The sequence below is a fragment of the Stenotrophomonas sp. NPDC077421 genome (assembly GCF_049545505.1).
Taxonomy (GTDB): Bacteria; Pseudomonadota; Gammaproteobacteria; order Xanthomonadales; family Xanthomonadaceae; genus Stenotrophomonas; species Stenotrophomonas nematodicola.
The window spans coordinates 1-18,507 of sequence record NZ_JBMWDP010000052.1 but is presented as its reverse complement, the minus strand read 5'-3'; the positions used below and the strand labels follow the sequence as shown (position 1 = coordinate 18,507).

The 18,507-nt window shown below is 68.8% G+C and carries 15 protein-coding genes; 6 read left to right on the top strand and 9 right to left on the bottom strand.

The window, feature by feature from the left end; all coding sequences use genetic code 11:
• Positions 1-731, bottom strand: a 731-nt coding sequence (locus ACPEH1_RS19120) for a ribonucleotide reductase N-terminal alpha domain-containing protein (RefSeq protein WP_423716217.1), incomplete at its 3' end; no start/stop codon positions are given.
• Positions 732-1,366: 635 nt separating this feature from the next.
• Between ACPEH1_RS19120 and ACPEH1_RS19115 the strand changes: the two genes are divergently transcribed.
• Positions 1,367-2,191 (top strand): DUF2884 family protein, encoded by an 825-nt coding sequence (locus ACPEH1_RS19115; protein ID WP_051008637.1) that lies wholly within the window; start codon positions 1,367-1,369, stop codon positions 2,189-2,191.
• Between the two features lie 35 nt (positions 2,192-2,226).
• Here ACPEH1_RS19115 and zapE read toward each other — a convergent pair whose 3' ends face one another.
• The gene (gene zapE / locus ACPEH1_RS19110; protein ID WP_017356693.1) at positions 2,227-3,327 is read right to left on the bottom strand and encodes a cell division protein ZapE; all 1,101 of its coding nucleotides are present in this window, start codon (positions 3,325-3,327) and stop codon (positions 2,227-2,229) included.
• Complete coding sequence (locus ACPEH1_RS19105; protein ID WP_026070868.1) at positions 3,324-3,998, bottom strand: alpha/beta hydrolase; 675 nt, start codon at positions 3,996-3,998, stop codon at positions 3,324-3,326. The genes zapE and ACPEH1_RS19105 overlap by 4 nt, the downstream gene beginning before the upstream one ends.
• Before the next feature lie 55 nt (positions 3,999-4,053).
• Between ACPEH1_RS19105 and ACPEH1_RS19100 the strand changes: the two genes are divergently transcribed.
• The gene (locus ACPEH1_RS19100) at positions 4,054-4,926 is read left to right on the top strand and encodes an EamA family transporter (protein ID WP_423716216.1); all 873 of its coding nucleotides are present in this window, start codon (positions 4,054-4,056) and stop codon (positions 4,924-4,926) included.
• A gap of 13 nt (positions 4,927-4,939) precedes the next feature.
• Here the strand turns inward: ACPEH1_RS19100 and ACPEH1_RS19095 are convergent, their stop codons facing one another.
• From ACPEH1_RS19095 to ACPEH1_RS19085, 3 genes are all read right to left on the bottom strand, one after another.
• Positions 4,940-6,379, bottom strand: coding sequence for an ExeM/NucH family extracellular endonuclease (locus ACPEH1_RS19095; RefSeq protein WP_136006618.1), 1,440 nt, complete (start codon positions 6,377-6,379; stop codon positions 4,940-4,942).
• Between the two features lie 132 nt (positions 6,380-6,511).
• Positions 6,512-7,030 (bottom strand): c-type cytochrome, encoded by a 519-nt coding sequence (locus tag ACPEH1_RS19090; protein ID WP_017356686.1) that lies wholly within the window; start codon positions 7,028-7,030, stop codon positions 6,512-6,514.
• A 114-nt stretch (positions 7,031-7,144) separates the two neighbouring features.
• Positions 7,145-7,750: a TetR/AcrR family transcriptional regulator gene (locus tag ACPEH1_RS19085; protein ID WP_017356687.1), complete on the bottom strand. Its 606-nt coding sequence runs from the start codon at positions 7,748-7,750 to the stop codon at positions 7,145-7,147.
• Between the two features lie 95 nt (positions 7,751-7,845).
• Between ACPEH1_RS19085 and ACPEH1_RS19080 the strand changes: the two genes are divergently transcribed.
• Genes ACPEH1_RS19080 through ACPEH1_RS19070 form a run of 3 tightly spaced genes read left to right on the top strand, consistent with a single transcriptional unit; the run spans position 7,846 to position 12,674 of the window.
• Positions 7,846-9,009: an isovaleryl-CoA dehydrogenase gene (locus ACPEH1_RS19080; RefSeq protein ID WP_136006616.1), complete on the top strand. Its 1,164-nt coding sequence runs from the start codon at positions 7,846-7,848 to the stop codon at positions 9,007-9,009.
• A 13-nt stretch (positions 9,010-9,022) separates the two neighbouring features.
• A complete protein-coding gene (locus ACPEH1_RS19075; protein ID WP_017356689.1) occupies positions 9,023-10,633 on the top strand; it encodes a carboxyl transferase domain-containing protein in 1,611 nt (536 codons plus the stop codon).
• A gap of 55 nt (positions 10,634-10,688) precedes the next feature.
• Positions 10,689-12,674, top strand: a complete 1,986-nt coding sequence (locus ACPEH1_RS19070) for an acetyl/propionyl/methylcrotonyl-CoA carboxylase subunit alpha (RefSeq protein ID WP_136006614.1) — start codon at positions 10,689-10,691, stop codon at positions 12,672-12,674.
• Positions 12,675-12,710: 36 nt separating this feature from the next.
• Here ACPEH1_RS19070 and ACPEH1_RS19065 read toward each other — a convergent pair whose 3' ends face one another.
• Positions 12,711-13,877 carry a putative peptide maturation dehydrogenase gene (locus ACPEH1_RS19065; protein ID WP_312709744.1) on the bottom strand — a complete coding sequence of 389 codons (1,167 nt, stop codon included), beginning with the start codon at positions 13,875-13,877 and terminating at the stop codon, positions 12,711-12,713.
• Positions 13,878-14,098: 221 nt separating this feature from the next.
• Here ACPEH1_RS19065 and ACPEH1_RS19060 point away from each other — a divergent pair, with 221 nt between their 5' ends.
• On the top strand, positions 14,099-14,401 hold the full coding sequence (locus ACPEH1_RS19060; RefSeq protein WP_017356374.1) for an NHLP-related RiPP peptide: 303 nt from the start codon (positions 14,099-14,101) through the stop codon (positions 14,399-14,401).
• Between the two features lie 7 nt (positions 14,402-14,408).
• Here ACPEH1_RS19060 and ACPEH1_RS19055 read toward each other — a convergent pair whose 3' ends face one another.
• Together ACPEH1_RS19055 and ACPEH1_RS19050 are read right to left on the bottom strand one after the other, a co-directional pair.
• The gene (locus ACPEH1_RS19055; protein ID WP_017356373.1) at positions 14,409-16,919 is read right to left on the bottom strand and encodes a putative peptide modification system cyclase; all 2,511 of its coding nucleotides are present in this window, start codon (positions 16,917-16,919) and stop codon (positions 14,409-14,411) included.
• 13 nt (positions 16,920-16,932) lie between these two features.
• Positions 16,933-17,979: a GGDEF domain-containing protein gene (locus tag ACPEH1_RS19050; protein WP_017356372.1), complete on the bottom strand. Its 1,047-nt coding sequence runs from the start codon at positions 17,977-17,979 to the stop codon at positions 16,933-16,935.
• Positions 17,980-18,507 lie beyond the last annotated feature (528 nt).

Sequence of the window (18,507 nt, the reverse complement as noted above, 5' to 3'; positions counted from 1 at the left end):
TGCGGCGAATCCAGCAGGAAGCACGAGGAGAGCTGCTCGTGGGTGGTGCCGGAGTTGAACAGGGTCGGGCTGGACGGCAGGTAGTCCAGGTTGCCCATGCGGCGGTACAGCGCCAGGGCTTCCGGCACGTCCTCGCTCAGTGCACTGGCGATGCGCAGGAAGAACTGCTGCGGGGTCTCGATCACCTTGCGGGTGTGCGGATGGCGCAGCAGGTAGCGGTCGTAGAGGGTACGCAGACCGAAGTAATCGAAGTTCAGGTCCAGCGAGATGTCGATCGCATCGTTGAGCTTGCGCGCATTGGTCTGCACGAAGTTCAGCAGGCGGTCGTTGATCAGACCCACTTCATGGCCACGGCCGACGGACTGGGAGAACGCGTAGATCTCCTGGCCGGACACTTCCTTGGCGATGAAATTGGCCAGCAGGCGCGCCGCCAGGCGACCGTATTCGGGTTCTTCACCGATCAGCAGCGCCGAGGTGCGGATGGACAGCTCGTCCAGCTCCTGGGTGGTGGCACCGTTGTACAGGCCCGAGATGGTGCGGGTGGCCACGCGCATCGGGTCGACAGCGTGCAGACCTTCGGCGGAACGCTGCACCGCACGCACGATCTTGTTCAGGTCCACCAGTTCGGTAGTGCCGTTGCGCTTGGTGACGCTCATGGCGTTGGCCGTGGGCGGCGAGGTCAGCAGGAACTGACTGTCCTGTTCGGTGGCTGCGCTGGTTTCGGTGCTCACGGCGGTTTCCTCTTGGCGTGATGTTGGGTGGCACAGGGACGCCTGCCGGGCAGGCGCCGGACCAGTGCGCTCGGTATCCGAGGGTGGAACAGCGGTGTCGCACGGGCCGCGACCACGCAGTCAGCCTGCGGGCGGTTCCCCTGCGTCACCGGTCATCTCCCCCCGGAGATGTGGCGCGACCGGTACCGCACGCTGTACTTCGTGCGGTTGTCGGCAGGTCCACGATGACGGCTGCGTTGCCGGCCACCGCTGAGGGCGGTACCGGCTGCGTGCTGGCTCGATCACCGCGCTTCCCTTTTGATCCGGCGACTTGGGGTCACTGGAACCGACGGCCACAAGATAGTGGGGGTAATAGGGATCGTCAACGCCAAATGTAGTGAAAGTTGGCAATCCCTTACAGCGCAAGGTTCCGCTCCCGAACGCCGCTCCGGCGCCCCCGAGACCCGTCGAAACCGAGTGCGCAGTCAAGGCCGGAACAGTCATCCCGGACGCGACGCAGGGGCGCGGAAAACAGAACGACGGGCTCACGCGGACGTAACAAACCGGGGTTCGGGGGCCGGTCGCGGATGACTTCCGACCCGCGCCCGGTCGGTCCAACGGTGCCACGCTGGCCCCTCCCCCTCGGAGACTCACGCATGAGACTGGCCCTGACTGGATGTCTGCTGATGGCCCTGGGGGCGCCCGCCGCCGCCCACGCCGACGAACCCGGCAACGCGCCGGCCCTGTCCTCGCGGGAATGCGGGGTGAGCACGCCTTACGACGTGCTGGTGGACAGCGGCGGGATCTGGCTGCGCAACCGCGACCAGGTGCCGGCGGAGATATTCTTCCATGACGGGGAGCTCAACATCGACCGCCAGCCGATTCCGGTCAACGCCGCCGACGCCCAGCGGCTGCGCCAGCTCGAATGGGGCACCCGGCAGCTGGTCCCGGCGGTGGCCGGGGTGGCCGGGGAGGCGGTGGACATCGCCTTCGATGCGTTCGGCGCCACGGTGGAGATCATGAGCGGGAGCCGCAGCAAGGCCCGCCAGGTGGCCCGCCTGCGCCAGGACGCCCACGACCACGTGGATCGCACCCTCGGCCGTGGCATCTGGGAGCAGGAGGCGTTCGGCGCGGGCTTCGAGCAGCGCGTGGAGCAGGCGGCCGAGTCGATGGCCGGGTCGCTGGCGCGCGGGATCATGTGGACGATGTTCACCGGCGGTGCCGGCCGCATGGAGGCCCGCGCGGCCAGAATGGAAGGCGAGCTGGAACGCAGCATGGAGATCCGCGCCAGGGCGCTGGAGGGCCACGCCCGTTCGCTGTGCACCCAGGTGCTGGCGCTGGACGATATCCAGCGCGCGCTGGAGGTGCGCTACCAGGGCAAGCCGCTGGCGATGATGGTGATGGACCGCGACCAGGACAATGCCCCGGGGGTGGCGCGGGAGCAGCCGCGCGGCGATGCGGTGGCCCTGCCCCGTCCCTGACGGCGGCGTGCCGCCCGGCGGGGCGGGGCCGGTGACTAGGCGCGGTGCGCGGTGCCGAGGTACTCGGCGCTCTGCATCTCGATCAGCCGCGAGGCGGTGCGCTCGAACGCGCCCTGCAGGCGCACGCCCGAATACAGCGCCACCGGGGAATCGCTGGCGGTGCAGACCAGATTGACGTGGCGGTCGTACAGCTCGTCGATCAGATTGACGAAGCGGCGCGCGGCATCCTCGTTCAACGTGTCGAAGTGCGGGATGTCGCCCAGCAGCACGGTGTTGAACTCATGCGCGATCTCGATGTAGTCCGACGGCCCGCGCGGGCCTTCGCACAGCGCCGTGAAGTCGAACCAGACGATGCTCTTGCCACGCCCGCGCACCGGGATCTTGCGCGCTTCGATCTCGATGTTGCCCGGCTTGGCGGCAGTACCGCCGCTGAGCTCGGCCCAGCGGCCGGCCAGCCATGCATCGCTGCCGGCGTCGCGCGGGGACCGGTAGACCGGCGAGCGGGTCAGCGCGCGCATGCGGTAATCCTCGGTGCCTTCGGCGTACAGCTCCACGCAGTAGGTCTGCAGCAGCCCGATGGCCGGCATGAAGCTGTCGCGCTGCAGGCCGTTGAGATACAGGTTCTCCACCGCCGTGTTGGAGGTGGTCACCAAGGTCACGCCCTCGGCGAACAGGCGTTCGAGCAGGCGCGCCAGCAGCATCGCATCGCCGATGTCGGTGACGAAGAACTCGTCCAGCACCAGCACGCGCAGCCTGCTGCGCCATTCCTGGGCGATCTTCGCCAGCGGGTCGCTCTGGCCCTGGTGCTCACGCAGGCGCTCGTGGATGCCGCGCATGAAGCGGTGGAAATGGGTGCGGTACTTCTGTTCGATCGGCAGGCCGTCGTAGAACAGGTCCACCAGGAAGGTCTTGCCCCGCCCCACGCCGCCCCAGAAGTACAGCCCCTTGACCGGCTCGGGCCTCTTCCAGAACGCCGACAGCCGGTCCAGCCAGCCGTCCTGCGCGCTGTCCACCAGGGCGATGTGGATGCGGTCCAGCTCAACCAGGGCCGCATGCTGGGCCGGGTCGTCCTGCCATTCGCCGCGCGCCACGCCGTCGGCGTAGCGCTGGGTCGGGGTCATCGCGGTATCACTCATGCCGTAACGGCGTCCGCGTTGGGCAGCCAGTGCTTGACGCCGTGGGTGATGGCCCCGCGCAGGTCGATCAGCTTGCGGTGGAAGAAGTGGCTGGTGTCGGGCATGCGTACCAGCTCATGCGGGGCACCGATGCCCTCCAGCCAGGTGTAGACGGCCTGCGGGTCGACGATCTCGTCTTCGTCGCCCTGGATCACCAGCCACTGCGACGGCGGCTGCACGCCCTCGAAATCCCAGCGGCCGGCGGGCGGGGCGATGGACACCAGCGCGGCCGGCTGCAGGTCGCCCGCCGCACGCAGCGACACAAACGCACCGAAGCTGAAACCGGCCAGCCACAGCGTGGCCTGCGGCTGCTGCGCACGCACCCAGGCCGCGACGGCCTTGAGATCGTCCTGCTCGCCGTTGCCGTGGTCGAACTCGCCGGCCGACTGGCCGACGCTGCGGAAATTGAAGCGCACCGTGGCGATGCCGAGATCGCGCAGCGCGCGTGCGGCCATCGTGACCACTTTGTTGTGCATGCTGCCACCCTCGGTGGACAGCGGGTGGCAGACGATCGCCACCACGGGCTGCACCACGACATCGGCGTCCGGCAGATCGACCACGACATCCAGCGGACCGACCGGGCCGTCCAGCGTCAGCGCAGCGCTTTCTTGGGGAAATGGGGGATTGTGCATGGCGTCATAATAGCGTCCCTCCGCGCGCTTCACCGCCGCTTCCGCCGGGTCCGTCATGCACCATCTGGTTTTCAGCGTCCTCTGCAGCGTGCTGGTCTCGGTTCTGCTGAAGCTGGCACCGCGCCGGCAGCTGGACATGCCGCAGGTGGTGACGTGGAACTATCTGGTCGCCAGCGTGCTCAGCCTGCTGCTGTTGAATCCGTCACTGGCGTCGCTGCGCTCCACGCATGCGCCGTGGCTGGCGCTGCTCGGGTTGGCGGTGACTCTGCCGGCGATCTTCCTGGTGATGGCCCGTGCGGTCACCCGTGCCGGCATCGTGCGCAGCGACGTGGCCCAGCGCCTGTCGCTGCTGTTGTCCCTGCTGGCGGCCTTCCTGGTGTTCGGGGAAACGGCCAACGGCTGGAAGCTGGCCGGGCTGGCGCTGGGTCTGCTGGCGATTCTGGGCATCAGTGTGCGCCCGCGCGCCTTGGCCACCGAGGCCGGCGGCGGGCGCGCGTGGCCGTGGCTGCTCGGGGTGTGGGTGGGCTACGCGCTGGTGGATATCCTGCTCAAGCAGGTGGCACTGTCGGGGACACCGTCGATGGCCGCGCTGACCGTCTGCTTCGGGCTGGCCTTCGTGCTGATGCTGGGACTGCAGCTGTGGCGGCACGCCAGCGGGGCCGCGCCGCTGCACTGGCGCAACGTGGGCGCAGGCGCGCTGCTGGGCCTGCTCAACTTCGGCAACATCCTGTTCTACGTCCGCGCCCACCAGCACCTGCCGGACAGTCCGGCGGCGGTGTTTGCCGGGATGAACATCGGCGTGGTGGTGCTGGGCGCGCTGGTTGGCATCCTGGCGTTCGGCGAACGCACCAGCGTCTGGAACCGCATCGGCCTGGGGCTGGCGGTGGTGGCGATCGGGCTGATCGCCTGGGGGACCTGGTCGGTGTGAGGCAGGGTGCGGATTACCGGTCGAAACCGAGCAGCAGCGGGTCGTGGTCGGAGCTGCGCCACGGGCCGGATGCGTTGCGATCGCGGTAACCGACGTCATCGGCTTCATCGGCGTTGATGTGCCATTCGGCGGCGCCGCGCAGGCGCTTGACCATGCCTGGGCTCAACAGCGCGTGGTCCAGCCGGCCGCTCATGCCGTTGTAGACGTAGCTGTAGGGGTGAGCGACCTTCGCCTCGGCGAAGGCGTCGTGCCAGCCGGCGGCGTGCAGGGTGCGGATCGGGTCTTCCATCGCATAGGCATTGAAGTCGCCCAGCAGTACCGCATCGGCGGTGCCGGCACCGGTCGGGTCGGTGCGCAGCCACTGGTCCAGACGCCGCGCGGAGTCCACGCGGGTGGCGTTCCAGCAGGCCTGGTCGTCCTTCTGGTCGGCATCGGCGCCGCTGGCTTCCGAGCAGCCCTTGGACTTGAAGTGGTTGGCCACGACCACGAACGGCGCGCCCTTGCCGGCGCGGAAGGCCTGCGCCATCGGCACCCGGCTGTGCGGTCCGAACGGGCCCTGCTCGAGCGTGGCCGGCCCACCGATCGGGGTGACCCGCGAAGCGCGGTAGATGATGCCGACCCGGATCGGGTTCTCGCCCGGGCCCTGCTTTGCATCGATGAAGCGCCAGTCGGCGCCGGCGCCACGATCGGCATTGAGGGCGTCGACCAGTTGGGCAATCGCCGACTGCGGGCCGTAACCGTCGTTCTCCAGCTCCATCAGCGCGGCCACGTCGGCGCCGAGCGCGTTGATGGTGGCGACCAGCTTGGTCTTCTGCGCCTGGTGTTCGGCCAGGGTGCGGGCGCCGCGCAGGGTCGGATAGCCGCCGCCCTGCCCGTCGCCGTTGAAGAAGTTCTCCAGATTGAACGCGGCAATGTGCAGCCTGCCGGCGACCACCGGGGCCGCCGGGCGTTCCAGCGCCGGCAGGGTCAGCGGGCGGGTGACCTGCAGGCGCGGGGTGCCCTTGTCGTCCACCCGCACGATGCCTTCCACATTGCGCAGGATCATGCCGGTGCGCAGGGTGGCGCCGGCCGGCAGGTAGCCCACCGGGCCCGGGTCGCGCGCACTGCTGCCGTCATCCAGCAGCAGGCGGCGGTGGCGGTTGTCGGCCACCACCTTGTCGTGGGCCGCGCTGCGCGGGGCGGCCACTTCGCTGGGCTGCCACAGGCGGCCGCCGAAAGCCACAGTGAGTTCGCCGAAACGCGCCAGTCCGTCGGTGCCGGCCAGGGTCAGCGGGGCGGCGATACGCACCTGCTGGCCGTCCAGCGCCTGCCAGTCGGCAGGCGCGGCGGTCAGGGTGACAGTGGCACGGGCGGCGGGGGCCGGCGACGCCGGCTGGACCTGCGGCTGGGCCTGGGCGAACGCGCACGCCGGCAGCGCCAGCGACAGGGCAAGGGCGAGGGAACGACGGCGCATCGACAGGCTTCTCCACAAAAGTGGTGCACAGACTACCGCCGAAATGTGACCCGTCCAGCGCTGTGCGGCGTATCGCCGGCTCCGGCAAAGCATCCGGGGCGGGGGAGCCTGGTTGCCGGCCGGCGGCCGGCACTACTTCAGGTTGGCGAGCATCCAGTCGACCGTGGCGTGGATCTGCTCTTCAGTCAGAGCCGGGTTGCCGCCCTTGGGCGGCATGATGCCGCCATCCGGACCGGTGTAGCCCTCCACGGCGTGCTTGTAGAGGGTGTCCTTGCCCTGGGCGATGCGCGCATCCCAATGGCTGTGGTCCAGGGTGGGGGCATTGCCCACGCCGTTGGTGTGGCAGGCCGTGCAGAGGTTGTCGAAGATCACCTTGCCGTCGGTGGTGCCGCCATAGGCGACCTGCGAGGCCGCCTTGGCCAGGGCGGCGGCTTTGGCCGCTGCCTGGGCGGCCGCACCGGTGCTGCCGGCATAGACGGCGCCGGCCGGGGCGATGCGCTGTTCGGTGCGCTTCACCGCCTGCGGCGAGATTTCAGGGGGAATGCTGGTGTGCAGATACGCTGCAAAGAGAATCAGGCCGAGCGTGATGGCCATCAGCAGCGCGATGACCATGGAGAAGCGTTTCAGGAACTCGAGGTCGTAATTCCGCACTCTCTATACCCCTGGCTGGTAGTCGTTGGACCACGGCTTGTCGGCCGAGTATGACCAGCGTCGGCGGCGCTCTGCAAGCCGCCCCCGGGTGTCGCATTGCAGCATCGGCGCGGCTCAGGCGCCGGCGGCGCGCAGGCAGAAACCGCAGATCGACGCGACCAGCGCGTTCTCGTCGCCGTGCGCATCGCGGCTGGGCGCGGTCGGCCCGACCAGCGCTTCGGTGAACGCCCCGACGATGCAGGCTGCGGCGACGGCGGTGTCCTGCGCGGGAAAGCTGCCGTCCTCGATGCCATCGGCAATGATGCGGCGGAACACGTCGCCGAACAGCCGGCGGCAGCGGATGCGTTCGGCTTCCACCTCCGGGTCCACCGGCTCGGCGATGAAGGCGTAGGCCAGACCGGGGCCGGCCAGCGCGCGGCGGACAAACGCGGTGATGGCGCGGCGCAGGCGCTCGGGGGCCGGCAACGGTTCGGCGGCGATCGCTTCGAAGATGCGCAGCTCGTGCGCCACTGCCGCCGTGAGCACCTCCACGAACAGCTCGGCCTTGGACGGGAAGTGCCGGTAGATCAGGCCCGTGGAAACGCCGGCCTCGGCCGCCACGGCGGTTACCGGGGCATTGCGGTAGCCGCCGGCCGCCACCAGCGCGCGGGTTGCCAGCAGGATCCGTTCACGGGCCCCGGCGAGGCGTTCTTCCATCAGGGCGGAGCGTTTGTAGGCCATTTGTTGATTCTATGTTCAATTTTTGAATTTGTGTTCACTTCTTGATCGAAGCGGGCTACGCTGCGCCCATACCCAGCCGTCTCGGAGCCGCCCTCATGCACGTCCCCACCATGAACTTCGATCTCGGCGAAGAGATCGACCTGCTGCGCCAGAGCGTGGCCCATTTTGCCTCTGCCGAGGTCGCGCCGCTGGCCGCCAAGGCCGATGAGGAGAACCTGTTCCCCAACGCGCTGTGGCGCAAGTTCGGCGAACAGGGCCTGCTCGGCCTGACCGTGGAGGAAGAATACGGCGGCAGCGGCATGGGCTACCTGGCCCACGTGGTGGCGATGGAAGAGATTTCGCGCGCCTCCGGCGGCATCGGCCTGTCCTACGGCGCGCACTCCAACCTGTGCGTGAACCAGCTGCGCAAGAACGGCACCGAAGAACAGAAGCGACGCTTCCTGCCCGGCCTGTGCAGCGGCGAGAAGGTGGGCGCGCTGGCGATGAGCGAACCGGGCGCGGGCTCGGACGTGGTGTCGATGAAGCTGCGCGCCGACAAGCGCGGCGACCACTACGTGCTCAACGGCAACAAGATGTGGATCACCAACGGCCCCGACGCCGACGTTCTGGTGGTCTATGCCAAGACCGATCTGGCCGCCGGTGCCAAGGGCATCACCGCGTTCCTGGTCGAAAAGGGCATGAAGGGCTTCTCCACCGCGCAGAAGCTGGACAAGCTCGGCATGCGCGGTTCCAACACCTGTGAACTGGTGTTCGAGGACTGCGAAGTGCCCGAGGCCAATGTGCTGGGGGCGGTTGGCGGTGGCGTCAAGGTGCTGATGTCCGGGCTGGACTTCGAGCGCGTGGTGCTCTCCGGTGGGCCGCTGGGCCTGATGGCCGCTGCGATGGACGTGGTGATGCCGTACGTGCACGAGCGCAAGCAGTTCGGCGAGGCGATCGGCACCTTCCAGCTGATCCAGGCCAAACTGGCCGACATGTATGTGGGCCTCAACGCCTGCCGTGCCTATGTGTACGCGGTGGCGCGCGCCTGCGACCAGGGCCGCACCACGCGCCAGGACGCGGCCGGTGCGATCCTGTACTCGGCCGAGAAAGCCACCTGGCTCACCGGCCAGGCAATCCAGATCCTCGGCGGCAACGGCTACATCAACGAGTACCCGACCGGCCGCCTGTGGCGCGATGCCAAGCTGTACGAAATCGGCGCCGGCACCTCGGAGATCCGCCGCATGCTGATCGGCCGCGAACTGTTCCAGCGCACGCTGTAAGGAAAGACACGCCATGACGGTACTGAGCACCCAGCTGCAACCGGGCAGCGAGACCTTTGAAGCCAACCGCGCTGCGTTGCAGGCGGTGGTGGACGACCTGCGTGCCACACTGGCGCAGACGGCGCTGGGCGGCAGCGAAGCGGCGCGGCAGAAGCACACCGCGCGCGGCAAGCTGCTGGTGCGCGACCGCATTGATGCGCTGCTCGATCCGGGCAGCGCGTTCCTGGAGATCGCGCCGCTGGCCGCGCACGGCATGTATGGCGACCCGATCCCGAGCGCGGGCGTGGTCGCCGGCATCGGCCGCGTGTCCGGCGTGGAGTGCGTGATCGTGGCCAACGATGCCACCGTCAAGGGCGGCACCTACTACCCGATGACGGTCAAGAAGCACCTGCGCGCGCAGGAAGTGGCCGAGCAGAACCGCCTGCCGTGCATCTACCTGGTCGATTCCGGCGGCGCCTTCCTGCCGCTGCAGGACGAGGTGTTCCCGGACCGCGATCATTTCGGCCGCATCTTCTACAACCAGGCCAACCTCTCGGCGCAGGGCATTCCGCAGATCGCCTGCGTGATGGGGTCGTGCACCGCCGGTGGCGCCTACGTGCCGGCGATGAGCGATGAAACGGTGATCGTGCGCGAGCAGGGCACCATCTTCCTCGGCGGCCCCCCGCTGGTGAAGGCGGCGACCGGTGAAGTGGTGACGGCCGAAGAACTCGGTGGCGCAGACGTGCACACGCGCATCTCCGGGGTGGCCGACCACATGGCCGACAACGACCTGCAGGCGCTGGCCCGGGTCCGCGCGATCATCGCCCAGCTCAACTGGCGCAAACCCGAGCCGGCGCTGGCGATACAGGCGCCGGTGGAACCTCGGCATCCGGCCCACGAGCTGTACGGCGTCATCCCGGCCGACACCCGCAAGCCGTACGATGTGCGCGAAGTGATCATGCGCATCGTCGACGATTCGCGCTTCGATGAATTCAAGCCACGCTATGGCACCACGCTGGTCACCGGCTTCGCGCACCTGCACGGCTACCCGGTGGGCATCATCGCCAACAACGGCATCCTGTTCTCCGAGTCCGCGCTGAAGGGCGCGCACTTCATCGAGCTGTGCACCCAGCGCGGCATACCGCTGGTGTTCCTGCAGAACATCACCGGCTTCATGGTCGGCCGCAAGTACGAACACGGCGGCATCGCCAAGGACGGGGCCAAGCTGGTGATGGCCGTGGCCTGCGCCAAGGTGCCCAAGTTCACCGTGGTGATCGGCGGCTCGTTCGGCGCCGGCAACTATGGCATGTGCGGGCGCGCCTACTCGCCCAACTTCCTGTGGATGTGGCCGAACGCGCGCATCGGCGTGATGGGCGGCGAACAGGCCGCCAGCGTGCTGGCCACGGTCAAACGCGATGGCATCGAGGCCAAGGGCGGGCAGTGGTCGGCGGACGAGGAAGACCGTTTCAAGTCGCCTGTCCGCGAGCAGTTCGAGCAGCAGGGGCACCCCTACTACGCCAGCGCACGGTTGTGGGACGACGGCGTGATCGATCCGGCCGACACCCGGCGCGTGCTGGGCCTGGCACTGTCGGCCAGCCTCAACGCCCCGGCGCGGAAGACCGATTTCGGCGTGTTCCGCATGTAATGCACGGGCGGTGCCGCAGGGCGCCGCCGCCACTGGCCCGCGCAACGAGACCACCATGTTCACCAAGATCCTGATCGCCAACCGAGGCGAAATCGCCTGCCGCGTCATCGCCACCTGCCAGCGCCTGGGCATCGCCACCGTGGCGGTGTATTCCGACGCTGACCGCAACGCGCGCCATGTGCGCATGGCCGACGAGGCCATCGCGATCGGCCCGGCGCCGGCGCGTGAGAGCTACCTGCGCGGCGATGCCATCCTCGACGCCGCACGCCGCACCGGCGCGCAGGCAATCCATCCCGGTTATGGCTTCCTGTCCGAGAACGCCGACTTCGCCCAGGCCTGCGCCGAGGCCGGCATCGTGTTCATCGGCCCCTCCGCCGCGGCGATCCGCGCGATGGGCGACAAGAGCGCGGCCAAAGCGTTGATGCAGCAGGCCGGCGTGCCGCTCACCCCGGGCTACCACGGCGATGACCAGGCGCCGGAGTTCCTGCGCGGGCAGGCCGACGGCATCGGCTACCCGGTGCTGATCAAGGCCAGTGCCGGCGGCGGCGGCAAGGGCATGCGCCGCGTCGACAACAGCGCCGCCTTCGTTGAATCGCTGGCCAGCTGCCAGCGCGAGGCGCAGTCGGCGTTCGGCAACGCGCACGTGCTGGTGGAAAAATACGTCGAGCGACCGCGCCACATCGAGATCCAGGTGTTTGGCGACAGCCACGGCAATGTGGTGTACCTGTTCGAGCGCGACTGCTCGGTGCAGCGCCGCCATCAGAAGGTGCTGGAAGAGGCACCCGCGCCGGGCATGACCGCCGAACGGCGCGCCGCGATGGGCCAGGCAGCCGTGGATGCCGCGCGTGCGGTGAACTATGTCGGCGCTGGTACGGTGGAGTTCATCGCCGGTCCCGACGGCGATTTCTACTTCATGGAAATGAACACCCGCCTGCAGGTGGAGCATCCGGTCACCGAGTGCATTACCGGCACCGACCTGGTGGAGTGGCAGCTGCGCGTGGCCAGCGGCGAGCCGCTGCCGATGCGCCAGGACCAACTGCAGATCCGCGGCCATGCGCTGGAGGCACGCCTGTACGCCGAAGATGCCGACCGCGGCTTCCTGCCCTCCACCGGCACGCTGCGCCACCTGCGATTGCCAGCCGGCAGCGCGCACGTGCGCGTGGACGCCGGCGTCGAGCAGGGCGATGCGATCACCCCGTTCTACGACCCGATGATCGCCAAGCTGATCGTGTGGGACGTGGACCGCGATGCCGCGCTGCGTCGCATGCAGCAGGCGCTGGCCGAGTGCGAGGTGGTCGGAGTGACCACCAACGCCGCGTTCCTGCGTCGACTGGTGATGACCGGTTCCTTCGCCCAGGCCAGGCTGGATACCGCGCTGATCGAGCGCGAGCAGGCCGCGCTGGCACCCAACGAAGGCGACAGCGACCCGGCCCTGTGGGCGTTGGCCGGCCTCGCCGCCGTAGCCAGCAGCGAGGCGGCCAGCGTGGACCCGCGCGACCGCCATTCGCCGTGGCAGGCCCAGGATGGCTGGCGCCTTGGCGCACCTGCCGCACGCCGGCTGACGCTGGAACACCGCGGCACCCAGCGTGTGATCGGCGTGACCGGCCAGCACACCGCCTGGTCGGTGCAACTGGACGACGGTGCCGCCCTGCCCGTGCATGGCGGCCTGGAGGCCGATGGCCTGCGCGTGCAGATCGGCGACCGGCTGCATCGCGCGCGCCTGGTCCGCGACGGCAACGAGCTGTATCTGTTCGGTGGCGACGGCGTGCAGCGCTTCACCGTGCACGACCCGGTCAGCGAGGCGGACCAGGCGGTTGTCGACGCGGGCAGCCTGCTCGCGCCGATGCCCGGCCGCATTGTCGCCACGTCGGTGGCGCCGGGCACGCGGGTCGCGCGTGGCGCGCCGCTGCTGGTGCTCGAAGCAATGAAGATGGAACACACCCTGCAGGCACCGGCCGACGGCGTCGTGCAGGGCTACCGGGTCAAGGCCGGCGACCAGGTCGGCGATGGCGCGGTGCTGGTGGATTTCGAGGCGGATTAGGCCCGACCGCGGGGAACGGCCATCGCGTCCCCGCGCTCAACCCGCGTCCGCGCCAGGCGTCTTCTCCCAGACGCGCTGGCCGGGATCGAATTCGGTCGTGGTCATCTGTGCCGCGCGCCAGCCGACGCCACAGATGGCCATCGGGCCTTCGGCCATCGGGTCGAGTCCGAGCAGGCGCTCGATCTCATGCTCGTTGATGGCCGCGGTAACAAACGCACCCAGCTTCTGCTGGGTCGCGCACAGCAGCAATTGCTGGGAAAGGTGCCCCACATCCAGCGTCACGGCGCGGTAGGCCTTGGCGTGGTTGCGGTACTTCCAGTAGGTACGCGGGTAGCGTGGTGCCAGCACCACCAGCACGTGCGCATCGGCAAACCAGTGCTGCCCGGCCAGCGCCGACAGCGCCACCTCACGCAGGCGGGTGTCATCGCCAGGCAACCGCGTCAGCGCGTGCGAGGCGGGATCGTAGTGATGGATGCCCGTCGCCAGCCCGGCGACGTTCTGCACGAGCAGGTAGGCCTCGGTGGGATGCAATCCACCGGCTGACGGCACGTTCTTCTTGAAGAAGATGCTGTCGGCCTGGAGGTCATAGCGGCCGGTGGCAGCGAAGACACGCTTGAGCAGACGCGCAAGCTCCTGCAGCGGCAGCGCGTGGGCGGTATCGAAGTTGCGGCAGGTCGCACGCGACTGCAGCAGCGCGTCGAAGGCGTCTTCCTCCGGATGCGGAAGCAGCGTGGTGACGCCATCCCGCCGCGCCACCGCCGGTGGTGGTGGACCCAGGTTCCCGCGCAGGCCTGCGGCGGTCTGCATGCCGGCTGATTCGAGCGCGGCGGCGCTGTCCTGGCCCTGCCAGCGTCCCATCCAGTGGGCGATCGCGGCCGGTCCCCACCAGTGCATGCCGCGGAGCTGCTCATCGCGCGTGCGCAACGGATGCGCGCGGTCGCGGATGAACACCAGGCCTCCCTCGACCAGGGTCTGCAGCACGTCGGCGTCGGCATCGGCAGGGGGCGCGCTCCAGCGTTGCGCGTCGAAGCGTCCCAGCAGCAGCACCGCAGACGCATCCAGCTCCAGCGGCGCATCCAGATGCGGTGCCAGCGCCAGCCATCGAAGGTGCGTATCCACGCCACTGCCGCCAAGCAGCACGCTCTGCAGCGAGAATGACACTTCGCACTGCGGCTCGAGATGCACGATTCCGCAACGCCGCATCGACCTGCCTGCTTCCATTTCCACGCCGTCCTCAGTGCTTCGCGGATCGCATCCGCCCTTCGTTGTCGGCATCCCTGCCGTATTCTTCAGCCCCACCCGCCCACGCGTGGGCATGCCACATTCAAGTCGCCCCTGCTCTGGCCGCTACCGATCGCAGGCTTGCCGGCCTTGCCTGGCGCCCTGCCCGTCGCCACCACGCTTCTTCTGTCGAGACTGCCCGCATGTCGAGTGAAAAGACCCCCCTGAGCCCCGCCGATGCCATCAAGCTGCTGGACCTGCTGTCCAGCGATGCCGACTTCCGCGCCCGTTTCGCTGCCAGCCCTGCGCAGGCATTGAGCGAGATCGATGCATGCCTGGGCGAAGCGTCGGTGCTGTGCTGTCTCGACGGCACGCTGGCATCGCCTGCGGAGTTCGAGGCGGCTCGCGAGGCATTGCTGGACCACCTCACCCGGGTGACGATGTTCAACAACCCGCACTGCTTCGTCACCGGCGAGGTGGATGCCTCGCTCAAGCGCACGCCCTGACCAGGGATCAGCGAACGGCCGCGACAGCGGGGCAGCCCGCTGCCGGGCAACGCTGCACGGCCAGCCTGGCGTCGTGCACGTTCAGCGCCTGCATGGCGTAGGAGCCGGCGCTTTCGGCATACGCGCGGCCGCGATTGGCAAGCAGCCACTGCCGTTCCCGTTCCGCATCCTGCTCCGCGCCTTCGGCAAGATAGGCCCTGCGCAGCGCGCTGTGGACCTGGTACAGCTCGCTGCCGTCTTCCAGCGCCTTCAACCGCGCCACGGACTGTCCGGTCTTTCCGCGCCGCGCCAGTTCCACTGCATCCACGATGGACACCACCTGCGCCGCCCGGGCATCGCCGAGCTGGCGTGCCAGCGGCAGCAGCGTGGGCAGGTAGTGGGGCGCGACGCGATCCAGGCCGGCGCGTTGTGCGGCGTAGACGGCCACGGCGGCAAAGTACAGGCGCTGGCCGCGGTCATCGGTGTCGCTGCGCCCGGCCTGCCGCAGCAGCGGCTGCACCAGCCGGTGGAACTCGGCTTCGGTGGGAGGCTGCCCGGTCCCGCTGCGCACCGACAGGTCGATGACGCCAAACAGTTCGCACACCTGGACCGAGGTCCCGCAGTCGGCGGCCGCCTGCTGGGCCGAACGGCGTGCCGCATCGGTATTGCCCTGGTCCAGCGCCAGTGAAGTGCGCTCCAGCCAGTTGCCTGGATCGTTCTTTTCCAGCTTTCCCAGCAGTCGGGTGGCGGCGGCAACGTCGCCGGACGCCGCCAGCGCGGCGACGCGCTGACGGGTCCCCTGCCCGCCACTGGAGACGGCCGCCTCGTTGAAGGTGCGCAGCGCCTGGCCGAATTTGTTCTGCGCCAGCTGGGTACGGCCAAGCAGGTCCACGGCCAGGCTGCGCAGGGGGTACTGCATGACATCGCCGTGGCGCACCGCCTGCTCGGCCACCGCGTAACGGCCCATGTCCAGCTCGGACAGACCGTAGTTGATGTGCGCGCCGTGATGGTCCGGGTAGAGATCGGCCAGCAGTTTCCACTTCTCTGCGGCTGCGGCCTGGCCCGGCTCGCTCAATTCCAGTTTCCACGCATCCAGGTACAGCGCCTCGCGCGCGGTGAGGCGGTCACGCAGCAGAACGGCCTTGGCCAGCAGCTCGCGCGCCGGGTCGCGCTGCCCGCGGCTGACCTGGATGCGCAACTGGGCCAGATAGGCGAAGGCGAACTCCGGGTCCAGCCGGGTCGCCTGCTCGAAATACGCCAGTGCCTGCGGCATGCGATGTTGACCGTAGGCCGCCAGCCCTTTGGCATAGGCGTTGAGCGCATCCAGATTGGCGGTGGCCACTTCCGGAAGCGGTGCCGAGGTACGGTCGATATCCTGGAGGGCTTCACCCAGACGGCCACGCAGGCTGGCAACCACATGATCGGTGGAGGCCAGCACCGATTCCAGCCCGCGGCCATCGGCATAGTCGGAGTAGACCGTCTCGCCGCTGGCCGGGTCGACCACTTCAACCGAGACGCGCAGCTTGCCGTGCACTTCCAGCACCGACGGCAGAATGATCGCGCGCGCGCCATCCCGTGCGGCCACCTCCAGTGCAAGACGCCGGTCGAGGCGGACATCGGGCGCACGCCGCATCCGGGTCAGCGTATCGCGCACCTTCATGTCGCTGAGCACGTTGACGAAGCGCGACTGCTCCAGGCTGATCCGGAACGCCTGCTGCAGGCTGTCGTCGAGCAGAACATTGCCGGTGAGGTTGTTGACGTCCCCCACCACGACCCAGTCGCGCTCGGCAAACGCGATCGCCGGCTCCGGCCGCAGCAGCATCCAGCCGCCCACGGCCAGCGCCGCCACCAGCAGTGCTTCAGCAGCCAACGCGGGCGGCTGCCGCCACAGCGGAATGTCACGGCGCGCCTTGGCGTTGCCGCGCGGCATGCGCAGCGGCGCGAAGCCGATCTCGCCCACCTCGAAGACCTCCTGGGTGGTCGGCACGCCCTTGAAGCGCCAGCGGCCGTGCGACTTCCACAACAGGCGCTCGCCGCGCTCGCCCAGTTCGCCGGTGACGCGATGGGTCAGCGATTCGGCCACAGCCGACAGCAGGATCTGGCCGGGGCGGGCCAGCGTCATCAGGCGCGCGGCCATCGGTTTGGCCAGGCCCTCGACCTCGAGCGACTTGGCCCCGACCTTGATCGCCTCGGGGCTGTTTTCCCAGGTCAGCACTTCGCCAACGTGAAGACCGGAACGGGCACGCAGCACGATGCCGCGTTCCTCGCCGATCTGCTGCAGGCCGCGCTGGTAATCCAGTGCGAAGCCGAGCGCATCGATGGCGCGTTCGAAGAGCAGGAACAGACCGTCGGAGCGGTCGATCTGATGGCCGTTCCACTGCTGCTGCAGGGTCAGCACCAGGCGGTCGTGCTGCTGGAACAACTCGGCCGCGGCGCTGTCGCCGATACGCTCGACCAGGATCAGCGAGTCGCACAGGTCGGTGAACAGCAGAGCCCGCAACTGCGGGGTCTGGGTCGACGTTCCGATGTCGCCATTCATGCCGCTCTCCCGATCAGGGCGTATCGGTCGCTGCACGCGACCAGTGCAACCGGTTGCCGCCCAGGCGCTTGGCCTGGTACAGGGCGCTGTCGGCGCGAGCGTACCACTCGCTCCAGTCGCTGTGGGCGTCCAGCAGGCCCACCCCGATGCTGACCGGGCAGACGTGCGGCATGCCGTGGGCGCGGCCCATCAGGCCGTGCACAGCACTGAGGATGAACTCGGCGGCGTGCTGCAGGACATCGGCGTCGGCCTGCCGCAACAGCAGGCAGAACTCGTCGCCACCCAGCCGGCAGGCCATGTCCTGCTCGGTGGCGACCGAGCGCAGGATGTTGGCCACGCTCTGCAGGACGCGGTCGCCGGCCTGATGGCCGTGTTCGTCATTGACCTGCTTGAAGCTGTCGCAGTCGATCAGCAGCAGGCCCTGCGGCGGGCCGTCGGCGTGGCTGCGGCATTCCTGCAGGTACAGTGCCAGACCGCGACGGTTGTGCAGGCCGGTCAGCTCGTCGGTGCGCACCAGTTCGCGGGTGTGGGTGAGCTGGTGGGTGGTGACATACAGGTTGTCCAGCGCGGTTTCCAGGTCGTGGTTGCGCCGGCGCAGCTGCCGGATCAGAACCTGTTCGTTGCTCACCACGCGCATGATGGTCCGCCGCAGGAAGTACGCCACCAGGCCCGGATCGCGGATGACCAGGCGCTGGAAATCGGCGTGGTCCAGTTCCAGCAGTACGCTGTCCTGCAGCGCGCGGGCGTCGGCGCTGCGCGGGTGGTCGCCGATGAGCAGCCCCAGTTCGCCGAAGAACTCATGCTGGCCCAGCGACTTGACCACCAGGTCTTCGCCGAAATCCAGTTCCACCGCGCCGCTCTCGATCACATACATGGTGTCGCCGGGCTGCCCGCGCAGGAACAGCAGGTCGCCGGCGGTCACCTTGCGCTGGCGGCCGAATTCGGCGAACAATGTGAATTCGTCGGGGCTCAAGACGGCATGGACGATCTCAGCCATCGCTGTCTGCGCGATGCCTGGCTCCTGTTCGCACACAATCGCCGCCGCAACCTTGCCGGTCATCCCGTGCACCCGCTTCCCAGCGTTCCCCCGGTGAGCAGAAGAGGATAGCACCGTTAAAAACTGTGCGCCTCATCCCATTTCGGAACCGGGGACGCCCATTTTTACCCGTCCCCTCCGCCTTCACGCTCAACGCCGTCTGCAGGGCGTCCCGGCCAAGGGGCGGGTCCGGAGGGCAGGGTAGACGCATTGGGCAGCCGGAAGACCGATTGCGACAGCACCGGAGGTCTCCCCGGAGTACAACGCATCTGAAATATCCGACGTCCGCGCGCGCCCTCATCCCCCGGCTGACAAGGCGTCCAGGCGCGTTCACCGGACGCGGCGGTCGGATGGGCCGGGGTTTTCCGATGGCTGTGACCGGGCCGCGTCCCTACGCTGGCGTCCCCCGGTTCACGGAATGTCGACGATATGGATATCTCGCACCGCTCGCTGGCGCCCACCCTTGGCGCTCCCTCCCAGCAGGCGCGCCTGATCCAGCTGCTCGGCCCGGCCTCCGGCCTGGTGGTGGAGCGCTTCGAGGGCCAGGAGGCG

Coding starts and splice junctions, on each gene's coding strand:
- ACPEH1_RS19115 (WP_051008637.1), top strand. CDS start 1,367: ATGAGACTGGCCCTGACTGGATGTCTGCTGATGGCCCTGGGGGCGCCC.
- zapE (WP_017356693.1), bottom strand. CDS start 3,327: ATGAGTGATACCGCGATGACCCCGACCCAGCGCTACGCCGACGGCGTG.
- ACPEH1_RS19105 (WP_026070868.1), bottom strand. CDS start 3,998: ATGCACAATCCCCCATTTCCCCAAGAAAGCGCTGCGCTGACGCTGGAC.
- ACPEH1_RS19100 (WP_423716216.1), top strand. CDS start 4,054: ATGCACCATCTGGTTTTCAGCGTCCTCTGCAGCGTGCTGGTCTCGGTT.
- ACPEH1_RS19095 (WP_136006618.1), bottom strand. CDS start 6,379: ATGCGCCGTCGTTCCCTCGCCCTTGCCCTGTCGCTGGCGCTGCCGGCG.
- ACPEH1_RS19085 (WP_017356687.1), bottom strand. CDS start 7,750: ATGGCCTACAAACGCTCCGCCCTGATGGAAGAACGCCTCGCCGGGGCC.
- ACPEH1_RS19080 (WP_136006616.1), top strand. CDS start 7,846: ATGCACGTCCCCACCATGAACTTCGATCTCGGCGAAGAGATCGACCTG.
- ACPEH1_RS19075 (WP_017356689.1), top strand. CDS start 9,023: ATGACGGTACTGAGCACCCAGCTGCAACCGGGCAGCGAGACCTTTGAA.
- ACPEH1_RS19070 (WP_136006614.1), top strand. CDS start 10,689: ATGTTCACCAAGATCCTGATCGCCAACCGAGGCGAAATCGCCTGCCGC.
- ACPEH1_RS19065 (WP_312709744.1), bottom strand. CDS start 13,877: ATGCGGCGTTGCGGAATCGTGCATCTCGAGCCGCAGTGCGAAGTGTCA.
- ACPEH1_RS19060 (WP_017356374.1), top strand. CDS start 14,099: ATGTCGAGTGAAAAGACCCCCCTGAGCCCCGCCGATGCCATCAAGCTG.
- ACPEH1_RS19055 (WP_017356373.1), bottom strand. CDS start 16,919: ATGAATGGCGACATCGGAACGTCGACCCAGACCCCGCAGTTGCGGGCT.
- ACPEH1_RS19050 (WP_017356372.1), bottom strand. CDS start 17,979: ATGACCGGCAAGGTTGCGGCGGCGATTGTGTGCGAACAGGAGCCAGGC.